Source organism: Moorena sp. SIO3A2 (assembly GCF_010672265.1).
GTDB classification, from domain to species: domain Bacteria; phylum Cyanobacteriota; class Cyanobacteriia; order Cyanobacteriales; family Coleofasciculaceae; genus Moorena; species Moorena producens.
Genome location: NZ_JAAHHC010000027.1, coordinates 46,645 through 66,313, shown reverse-complemented (window position 1 = coordinate 66,313; position 19,669 = coordinate 46,645). Strand labels below are relative to the sequence as shown.

At 44.7% G+C, this 19,669-nt stretch carries 18 protein-coding genes; 8 read left to right on the top strand and 10 right to left on the bottom strand.

Annotated features, from left to right (window positions below):
• Window positions 1-5: 5 nt before the first annotated feature.
• Window positions 6-194, bottom strand: a complete 189-nt coding sequence (locus F6K64_RS25240; protein ID WP_287266671.1) for a hypothetical protein — start codon at window positions 192-194, stop codon at window positions 6-8.
• Entirely contained in the window at window positions 194-943 is a 750-nt protein-coding gene (locus F6K64_RS25235; RefSeq protein ID WP_008188016.1) for a DUF561 domain-containing protein, read from the bottom strand. Before F6K64_RS25235 ends, F6K64_RS25240 begins: the two co-directional genes overlap by 1 nt.
• Window positions 944-1,102: 159 nt before the next feature.
• On the opposite strand from F6K64_RS25235, the gene F6K64_RS25230 reads away from it, so the two are divergent.
• On the top strand, window positions 1,103-2,203 hold the full coding sequence (locus F6K64_RS25230) for a serine/threonine-protein kinase (RefSeq protein WP_008188015.1): 1,101 nt from the start codon (window positions 1,103-1,105) through the stop codon (window positions 2,201-2,203).
• Window positions 2,204-2,450: 247 nt separating this feature from the next.
• Here F6K64_RS25230 and F6K64_RS25225 read toward each other — a convergent pair whose 3' ends face one another.
• A complete protein-coding gene (locus F6K64_RS25225) occupies window positions 2,451-5,720 on the bottom strand; it encodes a phosphoenolpyruvate carboxylase (RefSeq protein ID WP_287266670.1) in 3,270 nt (1,089 codons plus the stop codon).
• A gap of 400 nt (window positions 5,721-6,120) precedes the next feature.
• Here F6K64_RS25225 and F6K64_RS25220 point away from each other — a divergent pair, with 400 nt between their 5' ends.
• Both F6K64_RS25220 and F6K64_RS25215 read left to right on the top strand, forming a co-directional pair.
• Window positions 6,121-6,873: a 4'-phosphopantetheinyl transferase family protein gene (locus F6K64_RS25220; protein WP_008188013.1), complete on the top strand. Its 753-nt coding sequence runs from the start codon at window positions 6,121-6,123 to the stop codon at window positions 6,871-6,873.
• 573 nt (window positions 6,874-7,446) lie between these two features.
• Window positions 7,447-7,998 carry a response regulator gene (locus tag F6K64_RS25215; protein ID WP_008188012.1) on the top strand — a complete coding sequence of 184 codons (552 nt, stop codon included), beginning with the start codon at window positions 7,447-7,449 and terminating at the stop codon, window positions 7,996-7,998.
• Window positions 7,999-8,067: 69 nt separating this feature from the next.
• On the opposite strand, the gene recR is transcribed toward F6K64_RS25215, so the two are convergent.
• Both recR and F6K64_RS25205 read right to left on the bottom strand, forming a co-directional pair.
• A complete protein-coding gene (gene recR, locus F6K64_RS25210) occupies window positions 8,068-8,664 on the bottom strand; it encodes a recombination mediator RecR (protein ID WP_008188011.1) in 597 nt (198 codons plus the stop codon).
• Window positions 8,665-9,897, bottom strand: a complete 1,233-nt coding sequence (locus F6K64_RS25205) for an RNA-guided endonuclease InsQ/TnpB family protein (protein ID WP_044494642.1) — start codon at window positions 9,895-9,897, stop codon at window positions 8,665-8,667. It abuts the gene before it with no gap.
• A 300-nt stretch (window positions 9,898-10,197) separates the two neighbouring features.
• Between F6K64_RS25205 and F6K64_RS25200 the strand changes: the two genes are divergently transcribed.
• Window positions 10,198-13,137: a 3'-5' exonuclease gene (locus tag F6K64_RS25200; protein ID WP_008188009.1), complete on the top strand. Its 2,940-nt coding sequence runs from the start codon at window positions 10,198-10,200 to the stop codon at window positions 13,135-13,137.
• Window positions 13,138-13,203: 66 nt separating this feature from the next.
• Here the strand turns inward: F6K64_RS25200 and F6K64_RS25195 are convergent, their stop codons facing one another.
• Entirely contained in the window at window positions 13,204-13,389 is a 186-nt protein-coding gene (locus tag F6K64_RS25195) for a hypothetical protein (protein ID WP_287257419.1), read from the bottom strand.
• Between the two features lie 33 nt (window positions 13,390-13,422).
• On the opposite strand from F6K64_RS25195, the gene F6K64_RS25190 reads away from it, so the two are divergent.
• On the top strand, window positions 13,423-14,223 hold the full coding sequence (locus F6K64_RS25190; protein WP_008188008.1) for a hypothetical protein: 801 nt from the start codon (window positions 13,423-13,425) through the stop codon (window positions 14,221-14,223).
• Window positions 14,224-14,627: 404 nt separating this feature from the next.
• Here the strand turns inward: F6K64_RS25190 and F6K64_RS25185 are convergent, their stop codons facing one another.
• The 3 genes from F6K64_RS25185 to F6K64_RS25175 all read right to left on the bottom strand — a co-directional run bounded on the left by F6K64_RS25185 (window position 14,628) and on the right by F6K64_RS25175 (window position 16,232).
• Complete coding sequence (locus tag F6K64_RS25185) at window positions 14,628-15,050, bottom strand: hypothetical protein (protein WP_229414677.1); 423 nt, start codon at window positions 15,048-15,050, stop codon at window positions 14,628-14,630.
• Between the two features lie 417 nt (window positions 15,051-15,467).
• Entirely contained in the window at window positions 15,468-15,962 is a 495-nt protein-coding gene (locus F6K64_RS25180) for an allophycocyanin subunit alpha-B (protein WP_008188006.1), read from the bottom strand.
• Between the two features lie 105 nt (window positions 15,963-16,067).
• A complete protein-coding gene (locus F6K64_RS25175) occupies window positions 16,068-16,232 on the bottom strand; it encodes a hypothetical protein (protein ID WP_008188005.1) in 165 nt (54 codons plus the stop codon).
• Window positions 16,233-16,411: 179 nt separating this feature from the next.
• Between F6K64_RS25175 and rlmD the strand changes: the two genes are divergently transcribed.
• Together rlmD and F6K64_RS25165 are read left to right on the top strand one after the other, a co-directional pair.
• Window positions 16,412-17,797, top strand: coding sequence for a 23S rRNA (uracil(1939)-C(5))-methyltransferase RlmD (gene rlmD / locus F6K64_RS25170; RefSeq protein ID WP_008188004.1), 1,386 nt, complete (start codon window positions 16,412-16,414; stop codon window positions 17,795-17,797).
• Window positions 17,798-18,398: 601 nt separating this feature from the next.
• Window positions 18,399-18,845, top strand: coding sequence for an ATP-binding protein (locus F6K64_RS25165; protein ID WP_008188003.1), 447 nt, complete (start codon window positions 18,399-18,401; stop codon window positions 18,843-18,845).
• Between the two features lie 12 nt (window positions 18,846-18,857).
• On the opposite strand, the gene F6K64_RS25160 is transcribed toward F6K64_RS25165, so the two are convergent.
• Entirely contained in the window at window positions 18,858-19,142 is a 285-nt protein-coding gene (locus F6K64_RS25160) for a DUF6439 family protein (RefSeq protein ID WP_008188002.1), read from the bottom strand.
• A gap of 81 nt (window positions 19,143-19,223) precedes the next feature.
• Between F6K64_RS25160 and F6K64_RS25155 the strand changes: the two genes are divergently transcribed.
• Window positions 19,224-19,652, top strand: coding sequence for a sll0565 family protein (locus tag F6K64_RS25155; protein ID WP_008188001.1), 429 nt, complete (start codon window positions 19,224-19,226; stop codon window positions 19,650-19,652).
• Window positions 19,653-19,669 lie beyond the last annotated feature (17 nt).

Sequence of the window (19,669 nt, the reverse complement as noted above, 5' to 3'; positions counted from 1 at the left end):
CAAACCTACCCTACACCGAACGCCAAAGGCGAACAACCTTGGCCAATAGGCACGCGCGTCGCGTTCAACCGTTCAAGCATCCAACCTTCAACCAGATCACCTTCAACCTTGAAACCTTCAACCTTGAAACCTTCAACCAGATCACCTTCAACCAGATCACCTTGGCCAATAGGCCACGCTACGCGAACAACCATCAAACCTTCACCTCTTTACCCTTGACCCCTTGGAGGGCTTCTACCAAGCTGCGAACCGCTGCTACCATTGCGACTTCGCTATCTAACTGATTGATAGCCGAACCAACGCCAACACCAGCAGCACCAGCAGCAATGGCCATGGGAAGGGTCACACTGGATAACCCGGAAGCACACAACACTGGTACTGAGACAGCACGAGAAATTTCATAGGCAGCTGCCAAGGTTGGTGCCGCTTTTTCAATTAAACCCAAGGTGCCAGCGGAGCGAGGTTTACTGCTGGTACCCCCTTCAGTTTGAATAATATCGGCACCTGCTTTGACTAATTCTGCCGCTAGTTCTACTTGCTGATCTAACTTTAGAATGTGGGGGACAGTTACTGATAAGGTTATATTGGGTAATAATTTACGGGTTTCAATGGTCAGTGCCAATACGTCGGAAGCATCAAACCACTTCCCCTGAGCATAAAAGCTATCAAAGTTACCAATTTCAATCAGATCAGCACCAGCTTGGATAGCAATAACAAACTGCTTTGGTTCTACAGCAGAAACACAAATTGGTAAATCCGTTAACCCTCGTGCCAACCTGACTAGATCGGGGCAGGCGGCAATATCGACAAAAGTCGCTCCACCCCGTGAAGCTGCTTTAACTACAGCAGCAACTTTCTGGGTATCAAAATTATTTAAGCCACTAATTACTTTCAGGCAACGACCTTGGTTTAAGGCTTCGTTTAGTTTGTGATGCATAGTCATATTTTCTGTTTACCCCTGTATTATCAACCAACTTTACCTAATTTTTAATTAACTGTAGGAAATTTTTTTTCTCTCTGAAGAATTCATCCAAACCCCTATATTTTTGCCTAAACTAAAAGCAGATCGGTGCTGATGGCTACTCCTTCTATATACAAATAAATGAATTTCCCCCAAGTCAAGCTATCTCCTTTTCACAGTGACGTCTTAAAGAATACCGAGTTAGGTCAGCTTTGTGGCAAAAAGCAGCTGTTTCGCGCACGCTATGAAGTGTTACGGATGATTGGTCGAGGTGGTTTTGGTGTAACCTTTCTAGCCAAAGATACATCCTTACCGGGTCAGCCGTTTTGTGTCATCAAGCAACTTTGCCCCAAATTCAGTGATCCAAAAGCATTACATAATGCTCGTCAGCGGTTTGAGAGAGAGGCAAAAATTTTGAACAAACTGGGGACTCACCCCCAGATCCCCATGTTGCTCGATTATTTCGTAGACCATGGAGAATTCTACTTGGTTCAAGAGTACATTCGAGGCATTACCCTAGCTAGGTTGGTGAGGCGTTCTGGTTGCTTATCCCCAGGAGCCGTTAAAGGTTTTCTGCGAGACATACTACCGTTATTGCAGTATATCCATGACCATGGGGTAATACATCGTGATATCAAACCTCAGAATATTATTCTTTCTAATGATGATGGTCGGTTGGTACTAATTGATTTTGGGGCAGTTAAGGAGTTAATTGCCCAAGCATCAGATAACAGTGTAAGAAACCCAACTACCCATTTCATCGGTACGGTAGGATTTGCACCACCGGAACAGTTTAGCCTACGACCTGTGTATAGCAGTGATATTTATTCCCTAGGGGTTACCTGTCTTTACCTACTTACTGGAAAAGCCCCCCTAAAATTTCAGAGCGATCGCCAAACTAGTGAACTGAAGTGGGGCAAAGCATTGGACTTGAGTGATTCCTTTGCTAATATTCTCAACAGAATGCTGGCTATTTCCCTCAAAGAGCGTTATTCAAACGCAAGAGCGATCCTAAGGGCCTTGGATCATAAATTACTTCAAGAGAATCTTGACGAGTTTCTAGTTATTCAACCTCAAGCTAATCAACACCAACGACAGGCAAAGCAAAACACCGGGAAAAGTCAGAAGTATACACCTCCTACAGAAAAAACGGCGATCGCGATTCGAGAATGGAAACAAAGGATGCAAGCCAGACACCGCCAGAAGGATATACAAAGAGTTGAACACCTATTTAATCATTAGTGCTAAATTGGCCATTACAATGATTCCGGACAAAAAAAGTTAGTTTTTCATCCTTAATTGGTAAGCATTCAGCCGTCAGCCGTCAGCTTTACGTAACTCAGATTAAATGAATGCTGACCTGTTTTATTCAAAAGCTGTTCGGTGTAGTGTGACCTATGCCGATCAGCACATCAAGTAGCGTGCCCTATGCCCATCAGCTGATACGCGACACGCTGATAGCTGATAGCTTACCTTTATTTTTTACATGTCAGCCAGTATTACGCATGCCAGCAGCAATACCGTTGATCGTCAATAAGGCTCCTCGTAGTAACTCTCCCTTACTATACCGGGATTGAACCACACCCAATGTTACCTGGTTGCTATGTTGACGTAGGCGTTTGAGCAAAGATACCTGTAAAAATCCTAAGGGAACGATGGTACCATTACGCAAATGTACAGACCGTTGTAAATTGGGGTCGCCATCTAGGAGTGTTTGGTGTCCTGTAATCGTCAGGACTAAGTTGCGGGTCAGGTTAAATTCCTTAGCAATTTGCTCAAACAAATGCTCGAAGCGTTCCAGGTCTTCAGGGTTTGAAAGTTCCTTGACATAGTGGTGAGCAATTTGTAGATCCACCTTGGCTAAGGTCATCTCTACTTTGGAAATGACCATTTTGAAGAAGGGCCATTTTGAATAGAAACAGCGCAATAGGTTGATATTTTCCTCTGGAGCTTGATCAACAAAGCTTTGTAGGGCAGTGCCAACACCGTACCAGCTCGGTAGCAGGAAGCGGCTTTGAGTCCAACTAAAGACCCAAGGAATTGCCCGCAGACTGCTTAAATCCTTCTTCCCTGATTTACGCCGTGCAGGGCGAGAACTAATTTGCAACTGGCTAATTTCTTGAATTGGTGTCACTTGATGGAAGAAATCTACCAGATCCGGTTGGTCGTGAATCAGAGCTCGGTAATGGCTACGGGAGATCTGAGCTAACTCCTCCATAATTTCATTCCAGGGCTGGATATCATCAAAGCCATTATTGAGTAAGCTAGCTTGAATAACTGCTGTGGCTATTGTCTCCAGATGATAGAGCGCTAATCCTGGCAGAGAGTACCTAGAAGCAAGGACTTCCCCCTGTTCGGTAATTTTGATTCGGCCATTGATACTGCGACCCGGTTGCGCCAGGATAGCTTCATAAGATGGACCACCACCACGACCCACTGAACCACCACGACCATGGAAAATCCGTAAAACAATACCATACTCTTGAGCCACATGCTCTAAGGCTTTCTGAGCTTTGTGGATTTCCCAGTTACTACTTAGGAAGCCAGAATCTTTATTACTGTCGGAGTAGCCGAGCATTACCTCTTGTAAGTTAGGAGAGGTTAAAGCTTGAAGATTATTTGGTTGTTCAGCTTTGGCGTTCGAGTAGGGTAGGTTATTTGGTTGTTCGCGTAGCGTGGCCTTTTGGCCAAGGTTATTTGGTTGTTCGCGTAGCGTGGCCTTTTGGCCAAGGTTATTTGGTTGTTCGCGTAGCGTGGCCTTTTGGCCAAGGTTTAATGGGCTAACCTGCAACTTTTGATATCCACCAGCCAAACTAGCACGATACAAGGGTAGCTCAAACAGGGATTTCATCACTGCTGGAGCACGCTTAAGGTCTTCCACTGTTTCAAACAGTGGCACCACGCGAATGGTACTTTTACCAGTGGCTGGGTCATACAGACCAGCTTCCTTCGCCAACAAGAGGACTTCCAACAAATCGCTGGCCGTGTGACTCATGCTGATAATGTAGGTTTGGCAGATTTGGGGACCAAACTCTTGTTGCAGCTGCCGCACCATCCGGAAGGTTTCGATAGTCTCGCAGGTTTTTTCCGAAAATGGCAGTTCTGCTGGGATTAATGGACGTCGGGTTCGCAACTCAGCGGTTAACCACAAGCATGCTTCGGATTCCGATAGCAAGTTGTAGGGCTTAGGCAAAACTTGCAGGTACTCAGCAATTTCACTCAGGGCTTCTGAGTGGCGAGAACTTTCCTGGCGAATATCTAGGTGAGCCAGGTAAAAGCCATAAATTTCCACCTGACAGATTAAATTATCTAACTCACGACAGTTCAACCCGGTTTCCACCAGATTACTCTCAATCAGCTTTAGTTCTGCCAAGAATTCTTCTCCAGAGCGGTAAAAACTCCAGCTTTTACCATTAGCCATCTCATCTGGTACAGGCATACCATTGGCCAGCTGTTGGTTTCGCTCACGGGTGTTTTCGAGTTTTTGCTTAACGTAAGTCAGTTTGAGTCGATAGGGTTCTTGCCGATAGCGAATGGCGAGCTGTTCGTAAACCTCTGGCAATTGAGAGCGGTCTTGTTCTAGAGAGTCTAACAGTTCCGGTAGCACATCACACCAGTGCAACGACAGGCTCAATAATTCGGTCAGACGCCTAACCTCATCTATATATTTACCCAGCACCAAATTCCTCTGATAGCAGGCAGTTTGCCAGGTAATTTGGGGAGTGACAAACGGATTACCATCCCGGTCTGACCCTACCCAAGAGCCAAAATGACAGAAGTTCTTAGCGGGTGGGTTCAGCCAGGGGAATGAACCCTTCAACGCTTGCTTGAAACGACTATACAATTGGGGTATTGTATCAAACAGTACTTCGTGGAAGTAGTGAAGAGTGTAATCTACCTCATCAAGTACTCCCGGCTTAAACTGATGTAGCTCATCGGTGCGCCACCAGAGGCGAATTTCTTCCATGAGCTTTTGGCTACATTCAGTCACCTCCCAGGACGAAGTGATTCCTAAGGTACCATAGGTTTGCTCCGCTTGGTCTAATTGTTCCAGAATCTTAGCCATCCGTCGCTGTTTACCCCGAATCGTACGACGGACGATTTCTGTGGGGTGAGCGGTGAAAACCAAGCGAATATCAAGATTCTCAATCAGCCGCTGAATTTGACCAGGTGGCACATTTTGCTTGTGCAAGTGGGGAAATAGCCAATCTAGTAGCCCTAATTTTCTTTCCGATCCTTGGTTTTCCTGGTGGCTCTTTTCAATAACATTGGTAACCGCAGCCCCTGGTTGAGTAACCTGATTGCCTATTTCCACCTCTTTGTCAACGGTTACAACAGTTGACAAAGACGAATTACCATTTTTTAAAATACCTTGGGATAAGGGGGTTAACTCTGGTTCAGTGCTTCTTCGGTAGGAGCGGCGTCTTGAGAGTTGTTGATTTCGCTGTTCATAATGTTGTTCAACAATATTAATCAGCTGAAAGTAAAGGGCAAACGCCCGTGATGCTCGGATAGCCTCATTAAGGTCAAGCTGCTTGATTAAATCAGCTACTGAGGATTGAGGATCTTCAGTTGCTTGTCCTTCTGGAGAACACAATTCCCGCAGTTGCTTGAGTAAATCGACGAGTTCCTGACCACATTCAGATAGGAGAACAGATTCCCACATATCCTCTACAACTTTAAGTCGATGGCGCAGAAACAGGTCAGAAGTAGCGGGGAAGGTTGATTCTTGATTAGATGGAGATGGGAGCAAACTCATAAGCTCTATCTATTCCCTATACAAAGCTGATCTATTTTACGGGTTTGAGGTTCTTTGGAGTAATTAAGGAACAAGAATTTAAATTTCTTGGGAAAGCTCATGGAAGCTTAACATCTTTACATTAACTTTAATACTAAGCCAAATTGTTGAGTATCTGTCTAGCGGTTATCAATTTGGTGAGGTACAGAGTCTTGGGTTTTATGGAACAGCGGATCCCCGGAACAGGGAACACATAAGAGTTAATCTGGAAGAGCTAACACGGAACACATAAGAGGGAACAGGGAAAAAATCCTGTGTACCTCATTAGGCTAGAAACCGCTAGAAAAATCATTAAATTTCTGAAATCTGACTATTGGGTGTAACTGTGAAACTACAAATCTTTATACGTTTTTCTTGAACCATGACCCCAGTGTGGCTACTTCCCCCAACAGATTTGCAACTATTGAACCATGATGTCCATCTCTGGCGTGCGCAGTTGGAGCTGAGTGAATTATTGATTGAAAAATTGGCAACTACTCTTTCTGAGGACGAGCAGCAAAGAGCTCAGCGATTTTACTTTGAGCGGGATCGGAAGCATTTTATAGCAGGTCGGGGTCTTTTGCGCCAAATCTTGGGTCGCTATTTGGCCATGAACCCACGCCAAGTGGAGTTTTGTTATGGAAAGCGGGGCAAGCCAGCACTCCAGGAAACCTCTGGGGGCAGAAGACTCCGTTTTAATGTTTCTCACTCTCATGGACTAATTCTGTATGCTATTACCCGGGATCAGCGCATTGGCGTTGACCTAGAATATCTGCGACCAATGCCAGATGCTGAGCAACTCGCTCAACGTTTCTTTTCCCCCCAAGAGTATGCCGTGATTTGTTCTGTGTCTGAGGAGCAAAAGCACAAGGCATTTTTTCAGGGATGGACGAGTAAGGAAGCCTATCTCAAAGCAATTGGTGAAGGACTAGCTGGCTTGGAACAAGTGGAAGTTTCTGTAAATCCAGCTGAACCGACTGCCTTGCTGAGCATCAACAAAGACCCTCAGGCAGTTTACCCTTGGTCTATAGCTGGTTTAACCCCTGCGCCGGGTTACTTTGCCTCGTTGGTTGTCGAAAGAAAAGATTGGCAGTTAAGTTGTTTTGATTACACCGAGGAATCAGTCCCTGGTTAGAGTGTGGAGTGACTGGGTGTAGGGTAAAATTAGGCCGTAATCCTAACTGGTTAATCGTAACTGAACCAGATCAAGTAGTTTGCATCGGAATGCGATCGCTTATATCATGTCAGGATAATTACCCTTAATAAAAATTTCCCCCATCTCCCCATATTCCCCTCCTGGGAGGGGTTAGGGGTGGGTTCCCATCTCCCCACACTTTCCACCCTCCCCACCCTCCCCGCGCCCCCCAAAATTGATGGGTATTCAACCAGAATTGATATTAGGGGTGACCGGGGGAGCCTCAACACCCATTCACCCCGAACGGGTGTATAATCTTACCGTAAAATGGCACTAAGTAGGGATAGATTGTCACATCTCCCACACCTTTTTATAGGGGTATGCCTATAGATTGATAGGGCTGAGTTATCTTAGTTGGGTAGGTCGTGACTTGTCGATCATCGCTAGGCAAACGGGCACTCCCCTGATCCTAAGTTAGGGTGTCCACATTAGCCTCTGGAGTCGGCGACAGTCGCTTCATTCAACATTTGTTTTTTTAAAATTACCTCAAACTACCTTGGAAAGGAGTCAGTCGTGGCAAGTCATAAAATCCTGGTAATCGATGATAGTACGGTAATCCGCAAGCGTGTCAAAGAGATGTTACCTCCGGGGTTTGAAGTCCTCGAAGCTAAAGATGGGGTGGAGGGAATTAATTTAATTTACCAGGAAGAACCTAACTTTATAATGTTAGATTTTATCCTGCCAAAAATGAGTGGATTTGAGATTTTTGATAAACTTCAAAGTGAGCCTAAATTACAAAGAATTCCTCTGGTATTAATGTCAGGTCGAAAAGAAGAGGTAACTGCTAAAATTAAAGAACCTTTTAAGTATTTTGCCTTTATTGAAAAGCCTTTTAATAAAAAGCAGCTGACGGACGCTATCAAAGAATCTATGCAAAAGGCTAAGAAGCGACCAGCAACTCCTGCACCACCAACAATTAGTGCAGCTACCGATCAGTCCTCAGTCGCATCAGCTCAAGAAATTGCACAGTTGAAGGCAAAGGTTGCCAAAATGCAGAAAGAAATTGATGCCTTGAAGAAACAATTAGGTCAGCTGGTGACCTTTATTAAGCAAAAGTTGAAGTAGTTTATGCAAGTATAAAGGATGAAGTATGTTCTTACTTCATCATTCATCCTTCACTAATTCTTAGTCCAATTACTCCAACTCACGGCGTCCTTCTAAGGCTCTAGCTAAGGTTACTTCATCTGCATATTCTAGGTCTCCCCCCATGGGTAAACCAAAGGCAATCCGGGTCACTTTGGTAAACGGCCTGATCAGTTGACCTATATATAGTGTGGTTGTCTCCCCTTCTACACTGGGATTGATGGCTAAAATGACTTCTTGAATCGTTTTCTGGCTGACTCGTTGTACAAGTTGCTGGATATGGAGTTGTTCTGGACCAATGCCATCCATGGGGGAGATCACTCCTCCCAGAACGTGGTATTTACCTCGGTACTCGCGGGTTTTTTCGATGGCAATCACATCCCTTGAGTCGGCAACTACACAGATAGTCTTCTCGTCCCGGTTGGAATTGCGGCAAATTTGGCAGACGGGTTCAGCAGACAAGTGAAAGCATACTCTACAGAAACCAACTTGTTGTTTGGCTTCCACCAACGCTTGCGCTAGGGCTTTGACTTCCGGTGTTGGACGCTTGAGGATATGAAGGGCTAGTCGTTGGGCAGTCTTTGGACCAACTCCAGGCAGGCGTTGTAGCTCTTCAATTAAGCGAGCGAGGGGGCGTGTGTAAACCATCTATTGACACTCCCCGCCCTTGAAGGACGGGGATTCTTTCTTCAAAGGGATTCCAACGAATTTACCCTCAGAAAGCATCTTGACCGTGTGTCCCACGGCTGCAAGTCCGCGCATAGCGACTACTTGAGCGGCTGCAACATCTCTACTGGTTGTGTAGCCGCAATCTTCGCAATGATGAACACGCTCAGCTAACGTCTTTTTCCCAGTTTCAGTTAAGCAGTTGGGACAGATCTGACTAGTCTTTTTGGAGTCTACTTTTTGAAAATAGACGCCACGCTTAAAACAACATTGCTCTAATATCTGGAAAAACTGTCCCCATCCTGCATCCAAGCAGTGCTTACCCAACATCCCTCTGGCCAACCCTTTAAGATTTAGATCTTCAACAAAGATCATTCCAGCCCAATCACAGAGATTATGAGCTAATTCCCAGTGGTAATCTTTTCTGACGTTAGCAATTCGTTCGTGTAACTTACTGACTTTCTTTTGTGCTCGCACACGGTTTCTACTTCCAATGCGCTTCCTACTTACCCTCTTTTGCAGCAATTTAAGCTTGCGTTCAAGGCGTTTGAAAGGGCGTGGATTAGGAAACAAAGCACCATTGCTAACAGCAACAAAATGTGAAATTCCGACATCAATCCCCAAGGCTTCTCCGTGAGGCATGACTTGGGGAACATCTACATCCCATGCTAGAGTGAGCATCACATACCAACCGGAGGATCTCTTGACTACTCTAGCTTGCTTGACTACAGCATCAGCGGGTATCTCCCGTGATTGCCTCATCTTCACCCAACCAATCTTGGGTAGTTTTACTCTGTTAGCTTCAAGGGGCTTGACTCCTAGTTGTGGAAAGACAAAAGACCGCATTTGTCCCTGCTTCTTAAAGCGAGGAAAGCCATGTCCTTGTTCCCACATACTTACAAAGGCTTTTTCTAACCTTTTGAGTGTTTGTTGCAAGACATGAACTTGAACAGCTCTTAATTCTTCAATAGCTTTTCTGGCAGCAGTTAAACCACGACACTGACTGGCATAAGTAGGACGTTTAGCATCGGCTGGGATAATGTATTCCCTAGGGAGAGAGCAGGCGTTAATTTGACAGCTACGAGACTTATACCAGTCCTTGCGTTCGACTAAAGCGTAGTTATAAACCTTGCGGCATTGCTCCAACCAGTCTTCAAATAAAGAGACTTGCTTGGCAGTTGGCTTCAGTTTAAACTCGTAGGTTAAATTAAACAATTGGCTTTCCTCCTTAAGCTCAGGATAACACATTTTTGAATAAAGGTGCAAGCGTTAGCTCAATAAGTGGGATGACATGCTCAAAGCCGCCCTAGAAGGGCGGGGCTTGAAACCCATTATTTTTGTTTGGTCAAGAATCGGGAATCGGGAGTAGAGAATCGGGAAAGTGTTCATGGACAATTTAGTGCTACTAGATCATGGGATTTTTAGAATCACAGTGGCAAAACAAAACATTAGAATCAGCTCAGCTATAAGATATATAGATCTAGATAGATCTGCGATCGCATTTTATCCGCCCCTATGAGTACAACCCCTGATTTCCTGAGCCACCTCAACCCTTCCCAACTTCAAGCCGTTGAACATTTCTGTGGTCCGTTGTTAGTTGTTGCTGGTGCCGGGTCTGGCAAAACCCGAGCCTTGACCTATCGCATTGCTAATCTGATTCTCAAACACAAGGTCTCACCAGAAAATATCTTGGCGGTGACGTTCACTAACAAAGCCGCACGGGAAATGAAAGGGCGGATTGAGCAAATATTTGCTCAGCAGCTGGCGCAACAGAAGTATGGTCAACGGTTGGAGCTTCTGCCAGAAGACCAACAAACCCAGTTGCGATCGCGTGTTTACAAAACTATCACCAAACCGTTGTGGATTGGCACCTTCCACAGTCTGTTTGCTAGGATTCTCCGGTTCGATATCAATAAATATCAAGATGAGCAGGGACGGAAGTGGAATCGTAACTTTTCCATCTTTGACGAATCCGATGCCCAGACCCTGGTTAAAACCATTGTCACTCAAACCTTAAATCTTGATGACCACAAATTTAACCCCCGTTCTGTGCGCTATGCCATCAGCAATGCCAAAAATCGCGGTTTTTCTCCCCAGGAATTTGAGCTACAACAGTCCAATTTCCGGGGACGAGTGATTGCTGATGTCTATAGCCACTACCAAGAGCAGTTAGCTGCTAACAATGCTTTGGACTTTGATGACCTCATCTTAGTGCCAATGAGGCTATTCCAACAGAATGAGTCGGTCTTAAGCTACTGGCATCAGCAATTTTATCACATTTTAGTGGATGAGTATCAAGATACCAATCGGATTCAGTATGAACTGATTCGCTTGTTGAGTACCAATGGCGAAACTCGAAAGAGTCAGTGGGATTGGCAGAATCGCTCAGTTTTTGTAGTAGGGGATGCAGACCAGTGTCAGCCACCAGGTACTCAAGTACTCACTACTGAAGGATATGTCCCAATCGAAGCACTAGATCCAAATCAACATCGGTTAGTCAGCTATAACCCTCATTCTTCCGCAGTAGTTGGCAGAGTCGAAGGTTATCGTTTCAACAAAGCCAGTCGTCCTTTTAGTGGCCATCTGATTGAGGTAACGGTTGATAGCCAAACTACTCGCTCCACACCAAACCATCGATGGCCAATCCGGTGGAATCAGCAAGCTAAGGACAAGACTCATGTTGTCTACCTAATCCGCCGAGGTCAGTGGTACCGAGTCGGATGGTGCAAGCTATTTAAAAGCGATGGTGGATTTCAGTTAGGCTATCGAGCCAGGGTTGACAAAGCAGATGCCGCTTGGATTCTGGTGACAACCGACAATCGGACAGAAGCTTCCTTCAAAGTTTCTTATATTGCCGCTCGCTATGGTATTCCCACTGCCCCGTTTGAACCAATTAATGGTGCCACTGAGTACACCCGTCAGATGCTGGAGCAGTTATTTAATGCCCTGGGTGATGTGTTACCAGAACGGGGGATTTCCTGTCTTCAAGACTTTGGACTCGACCCAAACTACCCGATTTACAGCCCTGATATTGCCTATCAAGGCGGACGGGGTAAAAGTACTATCGAGCTAGCAGCGATTAATTTATTACCAGAACTGATGGATATAGCCGTCTATCAGGGTGGCAAAACAGTGGCTTGGAAACCAATTAGGATTCAGCGTCAGGAATACAGTGGCTTGGTGTATAGCCTAGAGGTAGAGAAGCACCATGTCTACTTTAGCGATGGATTGCTTACTCATAACTCTATCTACAGTTTCCGAATGGCAGACTTCACCATCCTTCTGGGTTTTCAGCAAGACTTTGGTGACGGTTTAGCCGATCAAGATACTCGCACTATGGTCAAGCTAGAAGAAAACTATCGCTCTAGGGAAAATATTCTTCAAGCTGCTAACCACCTGATCGAAAATAATACCCAGCGGATTGAGAAAATTTTGCGAGCAACACGGGGTATCGGGGAAAAAATCTATTGTTATAGCGCTGATGACGAATTGGAAGAAGCTCAGTTTGTAGTCAGTAAAATTATCCAGCTAAAACGACAAAATCCAGAACTGGATGGAGGCAGTTTTGCTATTCTTTATCGTACTAATGCTCAATCCCGTGCCTTTGAAGATGTCTTGATCAGAGCCGATATTCTCTATACTGTAGTTGGTGGGTTCAAGTTCTATGACCGTAAAGAAATTAAAGATGCTCTGGCTTACCTAAGAGCGATCGCAAACCCATCCGATACTGTTAGTCTATTGCGCATTATCAATACTCCTCGACGAGGAATTGGACAAACTACCATTAACAATCTGGTCGCAGCTGCCCAAGAATTAGGAGTTCCCCTGTGGGAAATTATCAGTGATGAGACCTCAGTTCATACATTTGCTGGACGGTCAGCTAAAGCGGTAAAGAAATTTGCTCAGCTTATTTCTCAATGGCAGGAGCAATTGGAAGAGCGATCGGCATTAGAGATTCTCAAAGGGATTATGGAAGAGTCTGGTTATATTGGCGATTTAAGAAACAAAGGCACTGAAGAAGCTGAGAATCGATTGGAAAATATTGTGGAATTGTTTAATGCAGTCCAGCAATTTCAAGAAGAAAACGAAGAAACGAGCTTAGAAGGGTTTCTTGCTAATGCAACTCTAGCCTCTGACATGGATAACCTGGAAGAGGGGAAAAAAGCAGTTTCTTTAATGACCCTTCACTCTGCTAAAGGGCTAGAATTTCCCATTGTCTTTCTAGTCGGCCTAGAGCAAGGACTGTTTCCTCACAGTCGTAGTCTCAGAGATCCTGTAGCGTTGGAAGAAGAACGGCGTCTGTGTTATGTAGGGATTACTCGCGCTCAGGAACAACTGTTTTTATCCCATGCTCATGAGCGACGCTTTTATGGGAATCGGGAACCGGCTAACCGTTCTCAGTTTCTCAAGGAGTTACCCTCAGAGTTAATTGAGACTATGGTGGGAATGTTTTGATGGTCTCCTCGGTACTTGATACATAGCGCCTTCATAGGTAAGCATTCAGCCCTCAGCTGTCAGCTGTCAGCTTAAAATAAACCCGGCGTAGCGTAGGCTCTTCCCGTAGCGTGCGCCAATGCGCAATGGGCAAAGGGGAGAATTTAATATTGATAATTGATAGATTAATGAGAATTGAAAGTTTTCATAAAAGTCCTTGGTCAAGGCCAAAGCCTGATAGCTGATAGCTGATAGCTGAATGCTTGTCTTCATACTTGATATTACTTCATACTTCATCTTAGACAGATGCCTTGGCAATTTCCTCAAAGACTAACCCAATCCCTAGGAGCAATCATAATTATCCTAGGTTGTATCTTAGCAGTTGGCAAGCTACAGCAACCCCAACTCAATGCCCTTAAACAAAGCTCCAAAAACATCTCACCCGCAGACCTCCAGCGAGACGTAGAAGCAAAACAAGTGTATCTCAATCTGCTTCAGAGACTACCTACATTTGGCTTCGATAATGTATTAGCTGACTGGGTATTTCTGAATTTCCTTCAATACTTTGGTGATCAAGACGCTCGCCGAATTACTAGCTATCAGCTTAGCCCAGAGTACTTTGACGTTATTATAAACCGAGACCCCAAATTTTTAACAGCGTATTTTTTTCTATCTAGCAGTAGTTCCTTATATGCAGGAATGCCAGAAAAATCGGTCGCCTTAATGGAAAAAGGACTCCAGTCACTATCCCCTAAAGTTCCTCCTAAATCTTATTATGTGTGGCGTTACAAAGGAATTGATGAATTATTATTTTTGGGTGACCCTAAAGCCGCCCAAAAATCCTTTGAAAAATCAGCAGATTGGGCAAGTCAATACCCTGATGAGCAAAGTCAAAACATTGCTGAAATTTCCCGCAACACTGCTGAATTTATAAAGCGCAATCCTACTAGTAAGATAGCTCAAGTGAGTGCTTGGTCAATGGTTTTAAATAACTCTCCTGACCCTCGCACTAGCAAAATCGCCATCAGTAGAATTGAAGCCCTAGGTGGTAAAGTTATCATCACACCAGAAGGAGCAGTTAAAATTCAACTGCCCCAGACAGATTAATAGTGTTTGTGGTTGAAGGTTAGAAGGTTTAAGGTTAGAAGGTTGAAGGTTAGAAGGTTGAAGATTAGAAGGTTTAAGGTTAGAAGGTTGAAGGTTAGAAGGTTTAAGGTTAGAAGGTTAGAAGGTTAGAAGGTTGTTCGCGTAGCGTGGCCTTTTGGCCAAGGTTGAAGGTTAGAAGGTTAGAAGGTTGTTCGCGTAGCGTGGCCTTTTGGCCAAGGTTAGAAGGTTAGAAGGTTAGAAGGTTGTTCGCCTTTGGCCTTCGGTGTAGGGTAGGTTGAGGATTGTTCGCGTAGCGTGGCCTATTGGCCAAGGTTGACGACTCTGAGATCGCCATTACCCATTACCAATTATCCATTACCCATTACCCATTACCAAAAAAACGACACTCATTCCTATCAACATGGCTATAAAATTGCTATTAGTAACTGATTTAGTAATAACCCTAGACTAAAACCTGTTAGAGAAACCCCACAGATGATCCAAAAAGCCTGCCATTCACCGTATCCTTCTGTTTGAAGATCTAATCTGGTTAAGGCAGCAGCAGCAATCAGCACCAGAATACGGCTAGAATAATGAATCCAGCGCAGGATGATAACGGCTAGGAAAGAGCTGAAAATTACGGAGACAAAAGCTTTGGTATCAGATTTCATCCAAGTCCCGTACAATTTTCTAATCTGATACACTGGAGCAGTTATCGCTAAAGCCATCAACACGATATAAACTGCTCCGATCAGCCAGAGCCATACCGATATATGAAATAAGGAAGGATGTGATGCTGATGTAGTGTGTTCTACCGTAATCAATTCCTGAAAGTCAACAGATATCATCCAGCCAAAAATACTATGGCTTAACAGAAGAATTGATAATGAAAACCAGGGCAGTTTTTTGATTAACCACATTTAATTTAAAGAATCCCACGACTAAAGTGCGTGGGATTTGAGGTCATTAATCATTAGTCTTTTATTAATTGTTAATGGCTAATTGTTAATGGTTACTTGTTAATTAACCATTAACAAGTAACCATATCCTATTATTAAATGACCAATGACTAATGACTAATCACAAATGACTTAGGAGGTCAGCTGTCAGCCGCCAGCCGTCAGCTGTCAGCTGAGGTAACAGAGATTAAACCAATGCTTACCTGTTTTATTCAAAAGCTGTTCACTGTAGCTTGCCCTATGCCCATAAGCTGATAGCTGATAGCTGATAGCTGATAGCTGATAGCTGATAGCTGATAGCTTACCTTAGGACTTAGGAGACATTGCTTGAATAATGTAATCGAAGTAGGGACCTGTCAGCTCAGCCTCCTCGTCGGTGAGGATTCCCAAAGATGCCTCTTTTAAGCAATTTATCGCTTCTGACATCCCTGCCATTGGCACACCTAGGGCATTATACATTTCTCTTGCCCCGATTATACCAATGTCTTCAATAGGTTTCTGATCACCAGCAAGCACACCATAGGTGACCAAGCGCAAGTACCATCCATAGTCCCGTAAACACTGATTTCGTTCACGCTGACCATAGGCATTGCCTCCTGGTGCTATGAAGTCAGGGCGTTTCTGCCACAGCTGACTACTGGCTTTTTGTACAATCTTTTTTTCATTTTCCGACAGGGTGGCAGCAATGCGCAATCGCTGCTCACCGCTTTGCAAAAAATCATTGATACTTTTGAGTTCACCAGAGCTGAGGTATCTCAGCTCGTCGTCGGCTTTGAGAATGACTTGACTAACTACACTCATGTTATTAGTTTATGGAGTTTTTTATTGAGTTACTCAGGCAATTCATCCCAAGCTAAATTACAGATTTTACCTCGGGACTTGTTGCCAGAACTGTTAATTAGTAGTTTACCGACTTTGGGTGACACAACGGAAGGCATTGGGCATAAGATCAACAAATAGAGCAAAACCCATGCTTGCTTGCTGGCATCGATAGTCTCTTTCCCCTCTTACCCCATCCTTTACATTCCCTTGAAGCATCCTTTGCCCCCTCTTGCCATCTGTAGCTGGCATGAAAACAAAACTATCAGGATTTACGCAAAAACGCTATAAGTACTAGGGTACCTTAATAAAGCCACCTACAGGTAGCGACGGGTGCGCCGACCTGAGGTGGTTTCCACCATGAGCTACTGCATTCGATCTCCCTACTCCCTACTCCCTACTCCCAGATCCGCTGTTCCCTTTGCTATATAATGCCAATGATGATAACTAATCAGCCCAGCCCTGAGTGTTGGCAACAAGGTCAACTGATTGAGGTAATGATTACAGACCTCAGTGATAGTGGTGATGGCGTTGGACGCCTAGGAAATCGGGTCGTTTTTGTTCCGGATACTGTCACAGGCGATAGAGCTTTGGTGCGCCTGATGCGGGTCAAACCTAACTATGCTACTGGTAAGTTACACCAACTGTTAGTGGAATCCCCTAATCGTGTTCGTTCCCGATGTATCGTGGCGGATAAGTGTGGTGGTTGTCAATGGCAGCATGTGAGCTGGGACTATCAGCAGTTGGCGAAGCAAAATCAGGTGATTCAAGCCCTCAAACGCATTGGTGGATTTAGCGAACCCACCGTAGCCCCAATCTTAACCACAGATTCTCCCTTGGGCTATCGCAACAAAGCGACCTATCCCCTTAAACGCTCAGCAACGGGTTCAGTTCAAGCGGGTTACTACCAAAAAGGTAGCCACCAGCTCATTAATCTTAATCAATGCCCCGTGCAAGACCAGCGCTTGAATCCCCTGCTAGGGGAAATTAAGCAGGATATTCAGCAATTGGGGTGGTCGATATACAACGAAAGCCGCCACCAAGGACGATTGCGTCACCTTTCGTTACAGATTGGACAACAGACTGGCGAGATGTTGCTGACCTTGGTCACAACGGATCTGAATTTAAAAGACTTGGATATCCAAGGGCAAACTTGGCTAAATCGTTATCCCCAACTGGTTGGTGTTTGTGTGAATCATAACCCCCACCGCAGTAATGTCATTTTTGGTTCCCAAACCTATTGTGTTGCAGGTCAGCCATACTTGAGGGAAAACTTTGCTGGTCTTGAGTTGCGGCTGCGACCAGATACGTTTTTCCAAGTTAATACTGAAGCGGCTGAGGTTTTGTTAAACCTAATCATTAAACAGCTAGCCCTGAAGGGGCATGAATGTGTAGTTGATGCTTACTGTGGCATTGGCACGTTTACTCTACCCCTTGCCCAACAGGTAAGCCAAGCTATCGGTATTGAAGTGCAAGCCGCATCAGTAGAGCAAGCTGAGCAAAATGCCTTGATCAATGGGATCACTAATGTGAAATTTCAGGCGGGATCAGTGGACCAGTTACTCCCCCAGTTGACTATAGCGCCAGATATTATCTTACTTGACCCACCCCGTAAGGGATGTTCTCCAGCAGTTATTGACATCCTCAGGCAAGTGGCACCAAAACGGATCGTTTATATTAGCTGTAACCCAGCTACCTTAGCACGAGACCTCAAACTCCTTTGCCTCAACGGTGACTACCAGTTAACCCACATCCAACCTGCTGACTTCTTTCCTCAAACCTCTCATGTTGAATGTGCTGCTTTTCTCGAGCACTGATATTGGCGTTGCCCAATTGTGGAACACCCAAGCATCATCCCTGATTGGTGATGGGCAATTGGTGATGGGGAATTGGTAGCTTACCCAACGGTGGCACGGGCATCTAAATAGTTTCTTTATGTATAGTCTTTATGTATAGTCTCAATTATCTACATCAATTATTTACCTATTTCACTGGTATTTCATGAGGAAACTACCCAGAAGGGTCTGGTCTGAGCGAAAATTTTCTGATACTATAGACGTAGGGAATCAGAAATACACTAAGGTTAGGGAAGATGAGTAACGCTAAATGGCTATTATAGCGCTGTTTAGGCATTTTTTCCATTGAGCTGATAGGTAAAGCAGCGACATTAGTGAAAAACCTATTGAACTACCTATTGAACTAATTAACAGAATAATTAACCATAGAGAGGTTGTAGTTTAGCTATGCCAGCAGGAATCTTCATGTCTGAATATAGAAGCCAACCTCAAGAAATCGAGAGTTCCTAGTCAGGTGGTTGCTAAGCACGATTCAGCCGTGTTTAGCGTTAACCCGATCAAAATCAGGCATCTAGCCTCCTATTATATCAAGTCCACCAAAAAAAAGCTAGGGGTTTCTTGAGTGATTGCCACATCTTTGAGTCCGGCTGAGTGCGGTTGGGAAACGGTTAGCTTTGCTTCTACCCTTTACCTTTGCCCGATCCTCGATTTGCTTCTTGAACAAATTCCCAATAAATGGCAACCGGAACTCCGGCTGGGATTACAAGAAGCGTTAGTGAATGCAGCAAAGCACGGTAATAATTTAGACCCAAGTAAGACCGTAGAGGTTCAATTTTCAGTAGTCAATGGTGAATATTGGTGGGTAATTTCAGATGAAGGGTCTGGTTTTACCCATGGTGATGACCAAGAGAGTCCCGAGGTTAGCCTACCCTGCGATGAATCAGAAAGCGGTAGAGGCATGAGCCTGCTTCACCAAATTTTCGATAAAGTCCTGTGGAACAACCAGGGAACAGAAATTAGGCTTTGTAAACAAGTGAAGCATCCCTCTAAGCGCCCTCTATTTTCCTAAGCCCCTATTTCCCTAAGGGTGGCGTTTCCCATGAGTTGGACAAGGGGGAGCTGAAATAGAGCGGTCTAGCCATCCAGAGGCTTGGCGCAATCGTTCAAGGGCTTCTTCTGGATGATCATTGAGCAGAAATACCAAAGCAGCAGCAGCCTGCTCACTGGCTCGGGCGGAGCGATTAGACTTGAGGCGATGCCAATCATTGGGTCTGATCGCCAAACGTTCTGCTAAGGCTTGAGCCAATTCCAGAGTGCTAGGTTCCATCTTAGCATCAGTTTTGGTGAATTGGATGGATTCAGGCATTGTTTTTTGAGTGCTGAGTGGGGGAGTGTGTCAGTGCTTACCAACTCCCAACTATTTTAACCTAGGATTTAAGATTGTTATATGCCTCCAGAATCGTTTCATTCATCTTACCGTGATTCACGAAAAAATAGACAGGATCAACAAGATGTGAATGAGTTTGAAGAGGAATTGGCAGAAATAGAGCGATCGCTTAATACTCTCAAGACACGTTATACTCAGGTGCAGCGGGATCAGCGACAGCAAGCTCAACTCCAGGAGCGTCGAGAGCAAGTTAGGAAAGACTTGCGCAAGACTAAACGTAATAATACTAAAACTAATAATACTAATAGTAATCGACAAGCCCTAAAGGCTGAGTTAAGGCAAATTCAGGAACAACTGGAAGTCCTGGAGCTGAATTTAGAGAGTCAGTTGTTTTCTTGGCACAGTCTACAGGAACCGTTTTGGCATGGGGTGCGGTTTGGGGGATTGGGGTTGGTGATTGGTTGGATACTTAAGTCTTGTGTTAGTTAGTTAGTTGTTGACGGTTG